This is a genomic window from Bradyrhizobium icense, from assembly GCF_001693385.1.
GTDB lineage: Bacteria > Pseudomonadota > Alphaproteobacteria > Rhizobiales > Xanthobacteraceae > Bradyrhizobium > Bradyrhizobium icense.
Map to the genome: position 1 here is coordinate 1,010,820 of NZ_CP016428.1, position 16,360 is coordinate 1,027,179.

16 protein-coding genes are annotated in these 16,360 nt (G+C 62.2%); 3 read left to right on the top strand and 13 right to left on the bottom strand.

Features of this window, described 5'->3' with window-relative positions; genetic code table 11:
* Window positions 1-83: 83 nt before the first annotated feature.
* Window positions 84-3,047 carry a Ti-type conjugative transfer relaxase TraA gene (gene traA, locus LMTR13_RS04870; protein WP_065726904.1) on the bottom strand — a complete coding sequence of 988 codons (2,964 nt, stop codon included), beginning with the start codon at window positions 3,045-3,047 and terminating at the stop codon, window positions 84-86.
* Window positions 3,048-3,227: 180 nt separating this feature from the next.
* Here traA and LMTR13_RS04875 point away from each other — a divergent pair, with 180 nt between their 5' ends.
* A complete protein-coding gene (locus LMTR13_RS04875) occupies window positions 3,228-3,554 on the top strand; it encodes a conjugal transfer protein TraD (protein ID WP_065726905.1) in 327 nt (108 codons plus the stop codon).
* A 1-nt stretch (window position 3,555) separates the two neighbouring features.
* Window positions 3,556-3,822 carry a conjugal transfer protein TraD gene (locus LMTR13_RS04880; RefSeq protein WP_065726906.1) on the top strand — a complete coding sequence of 89 codons (267 nt, stop codon included), beginning with the start codon at window positions 3,556-3,558 and terminating at the stop codon, window positions 3,820-3,822.
* A 222-nt stretch (window positions 3,823-4,044) separates the two neighbouring features.
* Here LMTR13_RS04880 and LMTR13_RS04885 read toward each other — a convergent pair whose 3' ends face one another.
* From LMTR13_RS04885 to LMTR13_RS04900, 4 genes are all read right to left on the bottom strand, one after another.
* Window positions 4,045-5,031, bottom strand: a complete 987-nt coding sequence (locus LMTR13_RS04885; RefSeq protein ID WP_065726907.1) for a Bug family tripartite tricarboxylate transporter substrate binding protein — start codon at window positions 5,029-5,031, stop codon at window positions 4,045-4,047.
* 40 nt (window positions 5,032-5,071) lie between these two features.
* On the bottom strand, window positions 5,072-5,887 hold the full coding sequence (locus tag LMTR13_RS04890; RefSeq protein ID WP_197521001.1) for a Bug family tripartite tricarboxylate transporter substrate binding protein: 816 nt from the start codon (window positions 5,885-5,887) through the stop codon (window positions 5,072-5,074).
* Between the two features lie 158 nt (window positions 5,888-6,045).
* Window positions 6,046-7,002 carry a Bug family tripartite tricarboxylate transporter substrate binding protein gene (locus LMTR13_RS04895; RefSeq protein ID WP_065732429.1) on the bottom strand — a complete coding sequence of 319 codons (957 nt, stop codon included), beginning with the start codon at window positions 7,000-7,002 and terminating at the stop codon, window positions 6,046-6,048.
* A 42-nt stretch (window positions 7,003-7,044) separates the two neighbouring features.
* A complete protein-coding gene (locus LMTR13_RS04900) occupies window positions 7,045-8,742 on the bottom strand; it encodes a thiamine pyrophosphate-dependent enzyme (RefSeq protein WP_065726909.1) in 1,698 nt (565 codons plus the stop codon).
* A gap of 274 nt (window positions 8,743-9,016) precedes the next feature.
* Between LMTR13_RS04900 and LMTR13_RS04905 the strand changes: the two genes are divergently transcribed.
* Complete coding sequence (locus tag LMTR13_RS04905) at window positions 9,017-9,847, top strand: IclR family transcriptional regulator (protein ID WP_065726910.1); 831 nt, start codon at window positions 9,017-9,019, stop codon at window positions 9,845-9,847.
* Between the two features lie 5 nt (window positions 9,848-9,852).
* On the opposite strand, the gene LMTR13_RS04910 is transcribed toward LMTR13_RS04905, so the two are convergent.
* The 8 genes from LMTR13_RS04910 to LMTR13_RS04945 all read right to left on the bottom strand — a co-directional run bounded on the left by LMTR13_RS04910 (window position 9,853) and on the right by LMTR13_RS04945 (window position 16,311).
* Entirely contained in the window at window positions 9,853-10,257 is a 405-nt protein-coding gene (locus LMTR13_RS04910) for a hypothetical protein (protein WP_156795434.1), read from the bottom strand.
* A 15-nt stretch (window positions 10,258-10,272) separates the two neighbouring features.
* A complete protein-coding gene (locus LMTR13_RS04915) occupies window positions 10,273-10,470 on the bottom strand; it encodes a hypothetical protein (RefSeq protein ID WP_065726912.1) in 198 nt (65 codons plus the stop codon).
* Between the two features lie 9 nt (window positions 10,471-10,479).
* The gene (locus LMTR13_RS04920; protein ID WP_083218712.1) at window positions 10,480-11,070 is read right to left on the bottom strand and encodes a 3-phenylpropionate/cinnamic acid dioxygenase subunit beta; all 591 of its coding nucleotides are present in this window, start codon (window positions 11,068-11,070) and stop codon (window positions 10,480-10,482) included.
* A complete protein-coding gene (locus LMTR13_RS04925) occupies window positions 11,067-11,894 on the bottom strand; it encodes an SDR family NAD(P)-dependent oxidoreductase (protein ID WP_065726913.1) in 828 nt (275 codons plus the stop codon). The genes LMTR13_RS04920 and LMTR13_RS04925 overlap by 4 nt, the downstream gene beginning before the upstream one ends.
* Window positions 11,891-13,255, bottom strand: a complete 1,365-nt coding sequence (locus tag LMTR13_RS04930) for an aromatic ring-hydroxylating oxygenase subunit alpha (RefSeq protein WP_156795435.1) — start codon at window positions 13,253-13,255, stop codon at window positions 11,891-11,893. The genes LMTR13_RS04925 and LMTR13_RS04930 overlap by 4 nt, the downstream gene beginning before the upstream one ends.
* Window positions 13,256-13,490: 235 nt before the next feature.
* Window positions 13,491-14,918: an FAD-binding oxidoreductase gene (locus LMTR13_RS04935; protein ID WP_083218714.1), complete on the bottom strand. Its 1,428-nt coding sequence runs from the start codon at window positions 14,916-14,918 to the stop codon at window positions 13,491-13,493.
* A 21-nt stretch (window positions 14,919-14,939) separates the two neighbouring features.
* A complete protein-coding gene (locus tag LMTR13_RS04940) occupies window positions 14,940-15,365 on the bottom strand; it encodes a chorismate mutase (RefSeq protein ID WP_083218716.1) in 426 nt (141 codons plus the stop codon).
* Between the two features lie 235 nt (window positions 15,366-15,600).
* Complete coding sequence (locus tag LMTR13_RS04945; protein ID WP_065726916.1) at window positions 15,601-16,311, bottom strand: YkgJ family cysteine cluster protein; 711 nt, start codon at window positions 16,309-16,311, stop codon at window positions 15,601-15,603.
* Window positions 16,312-16,360 lie beyond the last annotated feature (49 nt).

Sequence of the window (16,360 nt, forward strand, 5' to 3'; positions counted from 1 at the left end):
AGACAGGACAAGCAGTTACAGGCGGGCAAGAGGGTTGTTCGACTCGTCATAGCCTGGCGTAAAGACGGCGGCAGATGGATGGATCAAATTCCGATGCTCCGGCCTCTGCCGATGTCGATGCCGTGGGTGAAGGCCAATTCCTGGCCGAGCCGGCGGCCTGAATCGAATGCGATGCCGAGGTCTTTCTTGCGATTGGCGAGGATGGATTCCAGTTGCGGATCGCGCTCGAGGCCCTTCGCCATGTCACCCATCGCCAAGCGCGTTTTCTTGTAACCGGATATGTCGCCAGCCTGGTACTGGCGCTGGCTGGCCTGCTCGAGCTTCTGCCAGTGCTCTACGAAACGGTCGGCGCGGCGGCCCGGATCGGTGCGCAGTTCGGATTCGAGCTGAAGCGCGCGGATGGCGCGGGCGGAGTTGCCCGAAGCGGCTTCAAGGGCGAGTTCCGGGTTCTTCTTGTAGGCAGCTTCGGCATCGTACGAGCCATAGGGCCGCACCTCCTCGAAGGCCTCGCGAGCCTCCTGCAATTCTTCCACCTGCTCGGGGCTCGCCTTGCCGCCTCGCTCCTGCATATCGAAGATCGCATTCACGCTTCGGGCATGACGGATGAGCGCCTTCGTGCGGGCCTTGCGCAGAGCCGCTTCCAGGTCTTCCGCCGCCTTCCTTTCCGGCGCTTCCCGTTGCGGCCTCCGGGCGCTGTCCGTGCCAGGCACAACTTCGGCAGACGGGCGCAGGCCACCGAACATGTTGCGCACCCTCTCAGGCACGACCTTGCGCACAATCTCGGCCACGCGCTCGCGGAAGGTGATCCCACGCCGCTCGGCATAGTTTTGGGCCGGATCGGCACGTTCGTAGTCCGAGGCCATGTCCTTAGCCCGGTCGCGCGACAGAGTTCGGGTGAGCCGGTCCTGACTGGCAAAATCGTCGCGGCCATAATGCAGGTCCACGCCGTCGCGGTGCCGTGACAGCGCGACATAGCTGCCATGGGCATCCATACCCGGCGTCGCCAGCACATGGGTACGGTCTACCGTCATGCCCTGCGCCTTGTGGATGGTCGCGGCATAGCCCTGATCGATCCGGCTATAGTCCTTCAGATCGAAGCGAACGGATCGGCCGTCATCGGTCCGCACGGCCATGGATTGCGCGTCGACCTGTTCGATGGTTCCCAGCGTGCCGTTCTTCACGCCAAGGCCGCGCTCATTTTGCAGGAACATGACGCGGTCTCCGCTGGCGAAGTGGCGCTCGCCGCGTTCGACCGTCAGGCGCACGTCATCCCCAAGATCGCCTGCTGCCCGCATCCGCTCCCGGGCAGCCTCATTGAGGGCGCGCACCTCGTCGTTGGTATGGGTGAGGATGATCCGGCTGCGCTCCGGCGCGGCCTGCCGGTCGCGGTCCCAACGATCGATCAAATCGCCGCGCGCCTGCTCCCGGGTTTGGGCCCCATGCACCATGCGGTGAGAGTGATAGGCCTCAAGCGCATTGCCGGTCCTGCCGGTCGCAAGATCGCGTGTGGCCTCCCGCTGCCAGTCCTCCCGTTGACGGCGGACCTCGCCGATTTCCGCGCCGCCATGACGCTCATGGATCGACCGGAACGCCGCGCCGGCTTCGATGGCTTGCAACTGGGCGGGATCTCCGACCAGCACCACTTTTGCACCGGCCTCTGCCGCATGGGATAGCACCCGCTCCAGCTGGCGCGTGCCGACCATGCCGGCCTCGTCGATCACCAGCACATCGCGGGTCGTGAGCAAGTCGCGGCCTTGTTCCCAGCCATGCTCCATGCTGGCAATGGTGCGCGACGCAATGCCCGATCCACTTTCGAGGTTTTCCGCCGCGATGCCGGAAAGTGCCACGCCCCGGACCTCATAGCCCGCCGCCTCCCAGGTCTCCCGCGCTACGCCCAGCATCGCGCTCTTGCCGGTCCCGGCATGGCCGACGACGACGCCGAGATCGCGCCCATCCGTGATATGCGCCAGCGCGTCGACCTGCTCGCCGGACAGAATAAGTCCACGCTGTTCAGCTCTCGCCAAAGCGGCTTCGCGGGTCGCGCCACGTACCCCATGGCGATCCCGTTCGGCCATCAGTTCGGCGGCGCGGTGCAGGCGCTGCTCCGCCTCGATCATGGCGCGCGTGGTGAAGCGATCTTCGCCGCGAGCGTCCTTGCCGAGCTCGACCAGATCGGGCGCTCCGCGCATCGCGCCCATGACCTCGTTGAACTGGTCCATCCCGTCGCTATGCCGGTGCGCGAACTTCGCCATGTCGCGGCGCGTGAAGGTCGATTGTTGATGCGTGATCGCGTCCAATGCAACCGAAGGATCGGCGATGATCCGCGCGCCATTGCCGCGCGCGATCTCCCGGTGCATCTCGGCGCGATCGGCCTCTATCCCTTCGCCCTCGATGCGCCGATCCTCGATACGTTTGGCGGGCGCACCGATCTGGCTTTGCGGCTCCAGTGCGATGCGCTGTGCATCGAGGCTGCGATGGTCGATACGCGCGTCGATGTCGAGTTCGGCCAGCCGCTCATTGGCAAGCTCTGCCCAGCGTTCGCGCCAGCGCTCCACCATCTCGGTGCGGTTCCAGTCTCGCACCTTCTGGCCAAAACCGTTCTCGTCCACCGCGCGCATGGTCAGCATGACATGGGCATGAGGTTTGGGCGTGCCGTCCTCGGCCATGTCCCAATGCACGTTGAGATCGGCCATCATGCCCCGAGCCACGAACTCCGCCTGCGCGAAGTCGCGGGCGAGCTCGATGCCCTGAGCCTGGGTCATCTCGCGGGGAAGCGAGAATTCGACCTCGCGGGCGAGCTGCGCATCCTTCCTGACCTCGAAGGCTTCGACATCGTTCCACAGCCGTTCTCGGTCGCGCCAGGCCTCCGGCGCGTTCTCCGGCAGCAGCACCTCGGAATGGACGACGCCGCGCTTGGCGGAAAAGTCTTGGGCACGGTCGAGCCGCTCGTCGCGCAGCCGCGAGCCTGAGCGGTAGGCGGCCGACGCCACCGCGCTTGAGCCAGATTTGCGGCCAATGACCTTGACGTGAAGATGATAGATCGCCATCGCGACTAGATCATTGCCACGGCAAAGCGCACGTCGGAACGACGTATAAGCGCGCCCTCCCTCGAAAAAATCTCGGGCGGGACTACCCCGTCTCAGGCTGTCCCGGCTGCCTTACAGCATTTTGCAGGCTGCTCAATTATCATTACTTCATCCACTGCTGCACAGCTTACGGAGGATATCATGCGCAAGCCGAGGGACTTTGACTCGGAACTGAAAGCGCTCGACGATAAGGCCAAAGAGCTGAAGACCCGAAAGGTAAGGCAGCTCGGCGAACTCGTCATCGCCACCGGGGCAGACACACTCACCGCCAATGAACTGGCGGGTGCGCTGATTGTGCTGGCCGAGACCAAAGAGGCCGGTAGGAGGGAGGCATGGGCCAGGCGCGGGGCCGCGTTCTTTCAGGGACGGGCGCGGCGATCTGCACCGGCAACTAACCGCGACACGGACGGCGCTGCGGCGCAACCGAGCGGCGCGCAACCGGTATCAGGCCGCAAGGGCGCGACATGACATGCGCACCTGGCAGGTCGAGCGCCGCAAGCGAACACGGCACCTGATCGAACTCGGCGGCCTCGTCGTGAAGGCCGGGATCGTGGACCTGACCGGCGACGACCGTGCCATGATCTACGGCGCGCTGCTCTGGATGGCTGAAAAGCTCAAAAGCGATCGCCACGAACAGGCGCGGGCACTTTGGGCGGCAAAGGGGAAACGGGCGTTCGAGGCCGGCCTGGCGACACACAAGGGGACAGATCGAACTGGTCCAGCAGTTCATCGTTGATGCAAGACAATGGCATGTCAGCCAAGTGACGACGTGCGCGGACCGTCTGTGGCGTCCGTGCCGAGATGTCGGCCAAAAGGTATTGACGGCGGCACTGACGATCTTACCGTGCCGTTGCCGCGCATTAGAATGCCGCGGGCTTCGCCAAACTCTTTGGCAAGCGAGCTCACCTAGTGATCATTGACATTCAGGAAGCGAGTGACTTTGGGGGGCACATCGGCGTCAATTGAAAGTAACATTCGCTACCTTGGCCACATCGCTCCATGCCTTCAAGTCCGCCTTGATGCGGTCGGTGAATTCGGCCGGCGAGCTGCTTGCTGCATCCGTTGCTAGCGACCGCAACTTTTGTCTGACGTCCGCATCCTGCATCGCGGTTCGCACCTCGGCTTCCAGTCGGTCTACTATTTCTTTCGGCGTGTTCTTGGGCACGAAGAGACCTGTCCAGAAAGCTGCCTCAGCGCCTGTAACACCCGCTTCGGCAGTGGTCGGCACGTCAGGCAACTCCGGAAGCCTGATGGTAGACGTGACTGCAAGCGCACGCAATTTGCCGTCCTTCAGCAGCGGGATCGCCGGCAAAGGATCGCATATGGCCGCAGTAACCTGGTTACCCAGAACCGCGAGCACTGCATCGTTGCTTCCACGATAGGAGACGCGCTGCATCGAAGCCCCGGATCGCAGCTTCAACAGCTCCGCCGCCAGCGTGAAGGTTGGCGAAGCGCTCGCATAGTTTGCCGTCGATGGATTGGCCTTCGACCATGCGACCAGATCCTTCAGGGTCTTGTGCGGCGCCGTGGCACTTACCACGAGCACGAGCGGAGACGTCCCGAGCATACTGACGGGCTGGAAGTCGGCCAGAGTTTCATAGGACGCCGGCGCGCCGATGGCAGGGCCGACGACCATGGCGCCTGTTGCGCCGACAAGCAGCGTATATCCGTCGGCCGGCTGGCTCTTCACAAAGCTTGCTGCCACGGCGCCGCCGGCGCCGGGCTTGTTTTCGACGATGACCGGCTGGCCCAGAGATCTGTTGAGCTTGTCGGCGAGTAGGCGCGCAATGATGTCGTTGCTTCCTCCGGGGGCGAACCCTACGACAATGCGAAGCGCCCGGCTGGGATAGGAGTCAGCTTGCGCGAGGGCCACTGGAGCGGCGGATATGCTGAGGGCACCCAGAATCGCAAGCTTGAGTAACCACAAACGCCCGGAAAGCTTCATGGAGTCTCTCCTTTGTTGACCCAGGACATCGCCGGCCCTGCTAGCCGCTCTGGACCAGGGCCCGCATCTTTGTGGATTCCCGCTCCAGGAATTCGCTGAACTCATGCGGGCCGAGGAAAGCCTCGACGCACGCAAGATTTCGGACGCGCGAGCGGAATGCGTCATCGGACAGTGCTGTCCGCAAATGGCCGGACACTTGCTCGACGATCGTTGCCGCGAGTCCTGCGGGACCGAACATCCCCATCCACGCGCTGACGTCGAATCCCGGAACAGCGCTCTGCGCGATTGTTGGAATTTCCGGCGCCAGCTCGACGCGCTTCGACGAAGTGACTGCGAGGGCGATCACCTTGCCGGCCTTGATATGCGCCGCCGCCGAAGTCAGATCGACGGAGGCCATTTGGATTTGTTCGCCGAGCAGGTCGGTCATCGCCGGCGCGCTCCCACGGTAGGGCACATGCACGAGGTTTGCGCCAGTAGCCTTCTTCAAGAGCTCGACCGACAGATGTTGCGACGAATTGGTCCCGGTCGATCCGAAGGCAATACCGCCCGATCTATCTTTCGACTGTGAAATCATTTCCGGCAAGGTGCGGAATCCCGACCCGGGGTGCGTCACCAGAACGAGCGGAATGTCGATGAGCTTTGCGATCGGCGTCAGCTCTCGCAGCGGATTGAAATTCAGTCCGAGCTCGGGAACGTGCGGATTGATGACCAAGGCACCTGTCGCCCCGACTCCCAGGGTATGCCCATCCGCCGTCGAGCGCGCGAGCCCAATGAGACCTGTCGTGCCGCCGGCTCCGGGCCGATTGTCGGTCACCACGGCTTTGCCAAGGGCGTCGCCAAGCTTCTCGCCGACCATCCTTGCGATCCCGTCGGCTGAGCCCCCGGGAGCGAAAGGGACAATGATCGAGATATTCCGGGACGGGAATGTCTCCGCATAGCACAGGGTCGGGGCCAGCAGTCCGGCGCCCAGCAAAACACGCCTCGAAAGCATCCGATGAACTCCCTTCATTGATCTCACTGCGGCTGGAAATTGATGGCGCTCAGCAGCGCCGAGTTGCGCGCCAAATCGGTTGCGATGAAGCTCGCAAACTCTTCCGGCGTGCCGGAAACGGGCTCGAACCCGAGAGCCTTGAGGCGCTCGATAACAGCGGGATCGCGCATTCCCTCGGTCAGAACAGCGTTGACCTTGGTCACGATTTCCTTGGGCAAGTTCCTCGGTCCCCACAAGCCATACCAGGAGGAAAACTCTAGGCCCGGCAGTCCGCTTTCGGCAGTCGTGGGAAGTTCCGGAAGGACCGAGCTACGGCGTGCGCTGGTCACCGCAAGTGCCCGAAGCTGTCCGCCCTGCACGAGTGGCAGTGCCGTGATGATCGGGTCGATCATCAATTGCACCTGACCACTTACGAGATCCGTCAAGGCCGGCGCCGAACCGCGATAGGGGATGATCTGGAGATTGAGCCCGGTAAGCTTGTTGAATTCGAGCACGGCCAGATGATTGGCAGCTCCGAGCGCAGATAGTCCGAAGCGGAAGTCGTCGCGCTTCTTGCGGATTTCCGCAAGGGCTTCGGTGATCGTCTTGCCTTGTACGGCTGCCGGATTGGCGAGTACGACCAGAGGTCCCTCGCCGTAGCGGGCGATCGGCGTGAAATCGTCGACGGGATCGTAGGGCACCGCCTTTACGACCTGGCGGCCGAGTACATGAACACTCGGCGCGGCGAGAAAGGTGTACCCGTCGGGTGCAGACTGACGGACCGTTTCGGCCCCGATGGTGCCGCTCGCTCCGGACCGGTTCTCGACGACGACAGTGGCTCCCAGTTTCTCCTGAAGCTTTTGCGCGGCCAACCGGCCCATGAAATCCGCCGGCCCTCCGGCGGGATAAGGAACGATCACGCGGATCGTCCGACTTGGCCAATCCTGTGCTGCCGCCGGCATGGTAACAAGCAGGGCGACCAGCAAAGTGAGCCATCGCATGACCTTCTCGGTACCCTTCAAAAGCCCTTCGATCTGCATCGTTCAGCTCACGATCCGGTTCTCATGAGAGTGCTGCGGTTCGCCTAACGGATTGGCCGGGGCGGGCCGGTCTGCCGCGAACGGCGGCCGCATCAAGCGCAACAGATGCCAGGGGCTTGGCATCGCTTCGACATGCGCTTCGATAAGTGTTGGCCCACCGCGCTCGCGATGTTCGCGCAGCGCTCTTTCCAGATGCGCCGGATCAGCGGCGGCGACGTAAGGAATCTCGAACGCCGATGCGAGCCGATCGAAATGCGGATTCACAAGGGCGGTGGCGTATTCGTGTCCAAACTGGTCAAGCTGCATCCTGCGGACATTGCCGAAATGCCCGTCATTGAAGACGACAATAGCGAGGGGAATGTTGTATTTCCGCGCCGTCGCCAGCTCCTGCAGATTCCATCCAAACCCGCCGTCGCCGTTGATGCTGACCACCAGCCGTCCCTTGCTGCCCAGCGCAGCCCCAAGTGCCGTGGGAAACCCGTAGCCGAGCGTGCCTTGGTAGCCGGGTGTGATGAACGTATTCGGGTGATAGACGGGATAGGCGATCCGCGCGAAGTATCCCACCTGGGTCAGTTCGTTCACCAGGATGCCATCGTCCGGGATGGCACGCCGCAGCGCCCTCAGCCATGCGCCTTGCGGCTCGATCTCTCGCATCTGCTCGGCGGCCCATTGCCGGACCGCCGCCAGATTCATTTTCAGGGCAGGCCGCTGCGGCACAGCGCGCTCAAGGCTCTCGAGCGTCAGCCTGCAATCGCCCTGGACAAAGAGATCCGCGCGTCGTGGCGGAGCCGCCACGCCGGGATCGATGTTGATGTAGACATAGCGCGCGGCATCTGACGGCCAGGCCGGACGCCCCATTGCGGTGTCGACGAAGCGGCTGCCGACCACGAGCACCAGGTCGCAATGTGGAAGGACCGCGCGTCCCTCCAATGCGTTGAGCGCCAGAGGATGACGATCGGAGACAGCCCCGCGTCCGTTCTCCCCCATGATGACGGGCGCCTGAATTCGCTCGGCAAAGGCGGCAAGCGCGTCGGATGCCTTTGCCGCCAGCGCGCCACCGCCTGTGTAAATGGCAGGCGACCGGCTGCCCGCAAGAAGCCTGGCCGCGCGTTCGATCTGGTCCGGCAAAGGGGCGAGGGGACGGGAGGTAAAGTCAGGTTCTTGCGCGGGCACTTCCGCAACCGAGCTCAGAACGTCGTGCGAAATTTCCACGGCGACCGGCTTCGGCTCGTACCCGCGGAGCTGCGCAAACGCCTCGGAGACAATCCGCGGTACCTCTTCGGCGCGCTCGGCCCGGCCTTGCCATTTCGTGACCGACGAGAGGATGCTCGTCTGATCGCGCACTTCATGCAGCAGCCCAAGGCCTCTGCCAACGGCTGGCGAATAGATGTCGCCTGCGATGCAGAGTACCCGGGAGTTGCAGGCATAGGCGGTTGAAAGTCCCGCCATCGCATTGAGAACGCCGGGTCCGGGCACGACGAGGCAGACGCCGATCTTCCCGCTCGCACGGGCATAGCCATCGGCCATATAGGAGGTCGATTGCTCGTGGCGGGTCGCCACAAAGGTGATGCGGTCAGCGGCCTTGCGTAGTCCGTCGATGGCCCAATCCAGCTGAACGCCGGGTACGCCGAAGACGACCTCGACGCCTTCTCGCGCCAACTGGCAGGCGAGCGCATCTCCCCCTGTCTGACGACTGGTCATCGCGTTTTCCCTAGAGCTGTTCCCGCATTCTTGAGTGCAGGGTCGATCGCCTTTAGAAGAATTTGAGATTGGTGTCCACAAAAAATGAAATATATGTCCATCTAATGGACATTGCCATTTCGGCCTATCGAGACAAGCGGGGTGTCGATCCGCCGAGGATCGGTTTGATGCGGGCTACCGGATAACGCGCCCCGCGTTGACGAAAGTAGTGGACTGTCCGAAACAGAACAGGCACCGTGACAGGAACTGGAAATTGAGCGGAACGAAACCCTTCATGGACACGGAAGACGCTGAGGCGAAGGGCGAGGGCTCCACGGTGCGCGCGGTCGATCGCGCCATAGCGATCCTACAGTGCTTCACGGCGGAGAAGCCGGCCCTCAGCGTGCTGGAAATCCAGCGTCGCGTGGGCCTGAGCAGGCCGACCCTGTATCGGCTGCTGCAGACCCTGGCAGCGACCGGGCTGGTCAAGGCCGAGGGCGACCCGCAGCGATTCCGCCTCGCGCACGGCGTGATGGAGCTGGCTCACGTCTGGCTTGCAGGGCTGAACGAGGTCGACGTTGCGAGGCCCATCCTCGAAAGGCTGCGCGAGAGCACGGGCGAGACCGCGGCCCTGTTCGTCCTGCGCGAACAAAAACGCATCTGCGTGCTGGAGCTGGAAAGCCATCATGCGCTCACCATCGTTCGGGGGGTGGGTGACACCGGCGACATCACGCTGGGGGCGAGCGGGAAGGCGATCCTCGCGTACCTCGACGAGGGCCGTCGAAAAGCCATCCTTGATCAGACCCCAAAGGCCCGCCGTGCCGAACTCGTCAAGGCACTGGAGGTCGTTCGCAGCCGCGGTTTTGCAACCAGCCAGGGCGAAGTCATTGTCGGCGCCGTCGCGCTCGCCGCCCCGACCTTCAACCACAACGGGGAGGTGGCCGGCTGCATCGGCGTTTTCGGTCCGAAGGCCCGTGTCAAGGACAGCGACATCCCGCGATTTGGTGCGCTGGTTGTCCGCGCGGCCAACGCGGTTTCCGAGCAGTTTGGCAGTCGAGGCGGGCAGGACGCCGCCGGAAAGCAGCCAAGGTCAGGCCGCGACCGCAAGGAGCGCGGGATCGCCTAAAGGCCCTAGAAGCGCTGAACGAGAAAGTCGTCGGTGAACTCTCCAAGCGAGACCTTGACCGGGATCTCGCCTTCGACGCCGAGCTCGATGATGTCGGATCCCGACTTCTGGTGCGCAGGCGTGAGCTGCTCGATTCGTTCGGCAATTTTCTCGGCCTGCCAGCTATTCAGCCCCCAGCGAAAACCATCACCGTCCGGCCTCATGCCGAAATCGCCTGCTTCGCCCTCGACCGGGACCAGCCGCAGCGTCGTGCGCGACCTTGAACCGCTGAGTTGCTCCCTGAGGTCGATTGAGCGCGGCGAGCTGGCAAACGAGCGCAGCAGGTTGGCCAGCGCAGTCAGGTCCTGCCTCTCTCCGAGGAACAGGAACAACGGATTGAAATCGCTTGGCAGATGATCGAACCGGAGCATCGGCATCCTCAGAAATCAGCTCGCGTTCAAGACCTTCACGATATCCTGCGCGTGGCATAGCTCCACCACGCCGGCATCGCCAGGCCGTTCCGGAACCTCGATGAACCTGGCCTCGACCCACATTCCATCGCCCATATTCTCGGTCACTTCAGCAATGATACCCTTCTGCAGCAGCAGGCGGTCGCCGGACTTCAAGGTTATCAGGTCAATCATGGCCGTCCTTCAGAAGAAGGTGCTCAGATTCTTCGCGAGCAGCACGTTCTGATCCAGCAGGATCTCGCGTCGTGCAATCTTCCAGCCATCGGCCGTCTTGCGAAGGGTGTCGGTGCGCTTCCCGACAAAGGTGTAGGTCTCGTATTCGATGCGGTTCTGATAGACCAGAAAGCGGCAACGAACCTCGACCTCGCGGGGCTCATCCAGTGAAGGCGCCACGCGCAGGACCTGCACGTTGCTGACCATATGGCAGACGCGAGAAAGCGGTTCTTCCGCATAGTGGACGCCGGTAAGTATCTGGTCGACGCGCTTGGTGAGCGTCCATTTGTCCTCGTCGAACCAGCTTATGCCAGTGCCCTGGCGGGTGTTCTCGCGCTCCGAATGCTGACCGAATTTCACGTTGCGCCGGATCGGCATGAAGTAGGTAACGTCTTCGGCGAGGAGATTCAGCCAATCGCGGAATCGCCTGTTATCGAGCAGGTCGGCTTCCGCATACAGAAAATCCTCGATATCGGCCTTGAGCCGATAATAGGCGTCGTTACGCGGGAGATCGGGCGTCATGGTCTGCGGCGCTTCGGCCGCGAGCAGGTCAGCACTCATGCTTTTTCTCCCTGAAGGGCTATTGTCGCGGGCTTCGCCGGCACCGGACCGCCCTGGTGCGCAAAGCAGCCAACATCGATGACCGTTCCGGAAATCGCCTCACCTTCGGCCGAGATCAGGAAGGCGATAACGTTGGCAATGTCGTCACCCGTTGCGGGCCGACCCGCCGCGGTGCCTGGCGCTCCCTGGCCGAGCCGGGCGGGATCGCCTCCGACCCGGCCAAGACTCATCCCGCTCACGATGCCGCCGCCGCCGGGCACCACCGTGTTCACGCGGATGCGGTGGTGCAAGAAATCGTAGGCCATCGCAGCGCTAAGGGCGAACACGCCGCCCTTGCTGGCGGAGTAGGCGGCCATATTGGGTTTACCCCAGCCTGCGCCGGAGCCGACATTGACGATGGCGCCGCCACCCATCCGGATCATGTGCGGCAACACGGCGCGGCTGCACAGGTACGGCCCCTTGAGATTGACCGCCATGATGCGATCGAACGTCGCCTCGTCGGTGTCGAGCACCGTGCCCAGCGGGCCAATGGCTGCATTGTTGACAAGCGCGTCGATGCGCCCATGACGCTGCAACGTTGTCGCGACGACCTTGGAAACGCCATCCGGATTCGATACGTCCGCTTCCATCAGATCGGCGTGGAGACCGCGCTCTCTGAGCTCGGATGCCAACCCGGGAATCGCGGCCGCTGCCGTGCTCGATATTTGCGGCGCCTCAAGGCCAAAGCCCACGACCGCGTGCCCGAGAGCAGCAAGACGTAGCGTGATCGCGCGGCCAATACCGAACGTGCCGCCGGTCACGATGACGACGCGCGCGGTGGTCACTCGGCGGCCCTCTGCGCCAAGCCGTCGTTGCCGCCAAGCAGTTCGTCCCAGCCACCGCCGCCCATATAGGACTTCCAGCGCCGGTAATAGCCGCGCGCGATTTCCTCGGTGATCTGGACGCTGACGGTGCCGCCGAGCGACTGATGCTCGCGCGTCCAGGCGCCGAGCGATTGCTGGTAGTTGAAGGGATAGCGGCGTGCGACGGTGCCGAGGCTTGCCGACGTCGCATAGAGCCAGTTCTCCATGTCGTCTTGCTCGGTCATACCGGCCGGGCCCGAATAGCGCATATAATAGTGGCGCAGATAATCCTTCACCTCTTGCGGCGCGTCCGCATCTACCAGGAAGAAGCGCCAGCCCTCGGTCGTGGTCGGGCTGTGCGGATGCCAGGCGCAGAGGCCGCGCGGCTGCCGGCCGTGATAGGAAGTGTTGGGAAAGATCGTACCGACGAACGGCATCAGTCGCGCCTGTTCGCCGAGCCGGCGCTTGCGTTCCTCGTAGCAATAGCGGAAGTACTTTTCGAGCACGGGATTGTCGAGAAAGGACTCGATGTATTCGTTGTTCTCCGGCTGGATCGCGCTGTGCACGCCATGCCCCTCCGGAAAGCTAATCCAGACGTGCTGGGCCTTTTCCAATTCGTCGTCGCGGCGTCCCTTCTTGCCGGACGCGGCGCTCGGGCCGATGCCGATTAGGTCGACCGAGCGGTGGCTCGGGTTGTGATAGGTGTCGCCGAGGAAATTCTCGGCGGCGAACTTCCAGTTCGACGGGAAAATCCACTTGTGGACGCCGATCACCTCCGAGCCACCCTCGCGGCCGTCGCGGCAGTCCAGTGCCTGGTCGAGATGGACCTTGGCCTCGCCGAGATAGGTGAGGAAGTCCGGCGCGTTCTTGTCCCAGGTCGCCCAGACCGTGCCCTTGTAGATGGCGAGCTTCGCCACCGCGACCAGCGAATTGGCGTCGCGGTCGAGCTGGCCGTCATAGAGCGAGCGATATTGCGGCACGCCCTGCAGCTTGCCGTCGGTTGTGTAGGTCCAGCTGTGATAGGGGCAGGTGAAGATCGAAGTGTTGCCCTGCTCGTAGCGGCACACCTTCATGCCGCGATGGCGGCATGAGTTGAGGAACGCGTGAATGATACCCTTCTTGTCACGGCAGAGGATGACGGACTCTTCACCCATCCGCGTGGTGTAGAAGTCGCCGGGATTGGGGATCAGGCCCTCATGGCCGATGAAGAGCCAGGCCCGTGTGAAGACCTTGTCAAGTTCCTCCTTGTAAAGGTCGGGATCAACGAAGATCTCGCGGCTGATGAAGCCTTGCTCCGTATCAACGAGCTTCGCGACGTCATCGAAGCGGCTCTTGATTGCCATGTTCTCCACCCTGAGCATTTCTTGCGAACGAGATTGCGCCGTTGCGGCTCTTTGAATGTCCGCAGTATGGACATTGATCTCAAATTTATCCGACCTGCCCGGTTGTAGTCAAGGCGATCAGGCCAAGATCCTTCGATTCGCTAAGTCAGGCGGGTCAACAGGTCGTTCGGCGCAGCCTTCAGCAACGCCAGCCATTCTTTGGCGCAGGCGTGCTGATAGGCGACGAACCGCCTAATCAATCTGGAAGCATCTTTTTGGGATTCAGAATCGCTGTCGGATCGATGAGCGATTTGAGCCGATTCATAAGTACGAGTTCGGTCGCACTTTTTTGATACGAAAGCTCGACGCGGTGGAGCTGACCTATGCCGTGTTCCGCACTCACGGTGCCGCCGAGAGACCACACCACGGCATTGGCCGCCGCTTCGATCTTCGCTTTTTTTGTTTCGTAAAGCGCGTGATCCCCGTCCTGCGGTTGGCAGGCGCTAAAATGAAGATTTCCGTCTCCCATATGGCCAAAAGCGAACGGTACGAATTTTGGTTCGATCTCGGCGATGCGCTTGCACAGTTGATGATAAAGCTCGGGGATTCGGCCCAAGGGGACGGCATAGTCAAACCGGAAGGACGGGCCGAGGACTTTGTGGAGATCGGAGAAGGAATCCCTGATCGACCAAAGGTGCTCTTCTTGCGCTGACGATTGGGCCAGGATGGCGTCCGAGCACAGCCCTGTCTCCATTGCATGCGACACAATAGATTCGAGCTTTTCCTGAACGGACTGTTGGCCGGCGAGGCGGCACAACACATACCAGTCCTCGCTCAATTCAATTGGAGGGCTACAGCGCAGAAGCTCCTCGCAAACGCGGCGTATTCCCATAACCGGGAGTAGTTCGATGGCGGATAATTCGCCATTCGCCATTGTGAAGGCCAAGTCCGCATAGCTGCTCGCCGCTTCAATCGACGAGACGCGGAGGAGAGCGGTGGCGCTCATTGTCTCAGGCGGGTGCATTTTAAGCGATGCGGCGGTGACGATCCCGAGCGTTCCTTCGGTGCCTATGAACAGATGTTTCAGGTCGATGCCGCTATTGTCCTTGCGCAAGGCCTTGAGGCCCGACCAAAGCGAACCGTCCGGAAGAGCGACTTCGAGTCCTAAGACGAGATCTCTGCAATTTCCGTAGCGCACCACGCCCATGCCGCCCGCATTTGTCGCGATGATGCCCCCCACCGTTGCCGTCCCGCGAGAGCCGAGATCGAGCCCGAAATAGCGGCCGACCATGCGGGCTGCATTCTGGACTTGATTGACCGTGCATCCGGCCTCGGCAACAAGCGACCATGATGCAGCGTCAACACTCCGCACCTGATTGAGGCCGACCATCGAGAGGATGATCGAGGGCCGCTCGCTGTTGGCTAACGGAACAGAGCCTCCGCACAGGCTCGTATTGCCGCCTTGAGCTACAATGGCACATCCGGATGCAGCAGCCGCGCGAACGACGTCCTGAACTTCTTTGACGCTTCGCGGGCGTGCAAGAGCGATCGCGTCGCCGCAATACCAGCCGCGATAGTCGCGGCACGCGGCGCCGATGACGTCACGATCGGTAACTAGGAGGCCGGGACGATCGAGCGATCTCGTCAATTGCGCCAATGTTAACGATTGCGCTCGGGGTGTCATGGCGTAGCCGGCTATGGCTGGCTACTTCTTCCAGGGCGTCTGGCCTGCGGCGACCGCTTTGGCAAAGACCCCCTGTTCGTAGTCGATGAAGGACCGCACCATGGTGCGATAGGTGTTCTCAGCAATTTTCGGTGACAAGCCGTTTTCTTCGGCAAGCGTCATTGCTTTTCGTACAACGGCTTCCGCGCGCTCGGGCGCTTCAACCTGTGCAGGATTGGCCTTGAAGCGCGACGCCTCGTGGACGTAACGTCCTCGTTCGGCCATCAGCCGTACAAGTTCACGATCAATGCGGTCGATATTCTGCCGCACTTCCGCAAGCGTTGAGCAACAGGCACCATTGTTTACGGTCGGACTACCCCAAAGTGCGGGAGTGTTTGTGGTGGGCTCTTCCGCGCGCGCCGCGGCTGCCGAGGCAACAAGTATCAAAGCAAGGAATAACTGTCTCATAGTCTCCCCCGGTCGATCGGTATCGGCGTTCACTCGTCTATCGAGAAGTTGTCGCTCCTAGGACGGGCCTGCGGCATGCAGCGGCGTCTCGGCCTTGGCGGTCGCGATCCGATCCAGCCGTTTCACTTGCAATTGCGAACCATCGTCACATCCGTCGCGATCTGACATGTTTCAGAAAATAAAACAAGAGTCCATCAGGTGGACGTTGCCGCGACCTGCGCGACGCGCTCGGAAACTATGGAAGCTCCATGAAGACGTCCAGCAACGCGCGCGCCAAGCCCTTTTGCTCGGCAGGCAGGCCGCGACGACGCGCCGTTTCCTGTAGTGCAACGGTCGCCTCCTTGTGGATGCGATATAGCGCCGGGTTTTGGTCGACACCGGCGGCTGCGAAGGCGGGGTCGAATACTATCTGCTGGCAACGCGAAACTGAGGTCGAGGTGAAAGCTCGGCAAGTCAGCGGCCTGACCTCGTAAACCGAACATCGATTGTCCTCGCCCAATAACGGACATCGCCTTCGAAGCAGTGTCGGATCCTCCACCTCGGCAGCAGCGGCGGCAGCTTCATCAAGGCGTGTCACCAGTGCGGTTCGCTCCGCCGGCGGAAAAGTCACCTCGATATGGGCTGCGATCGCCTCGGCAATACCTGGGGGGACGGCCACGAAGAGGTGACAGCAGGCGGCGCAACCGCTTTTGCAGGCATAGACCGGCTGATTGGGAAAATTGTCGCGGAAGCTTGCAGACGCAGCCTCGGTCATTGCCATGGCATAACGCGCCCCATCCGCCATGGTGTCCGCCCCCTGCAAAGCTTCGAGCAGGACAGACCTAAAATGCGAGAAAATTCCCTCGTAGCGTTTCGCCAGGCTCCGGGTGAGAGCACCGACCTCCGCTATATCGGCGATGACACTCGCTTCAGCGGCGGCTGTTTCTGTAGTGAGCGGACTATTCATCGGTAATATGGTGGATCCAGTTGCCTACCCCGCCGGCAGCAGCGTTGGG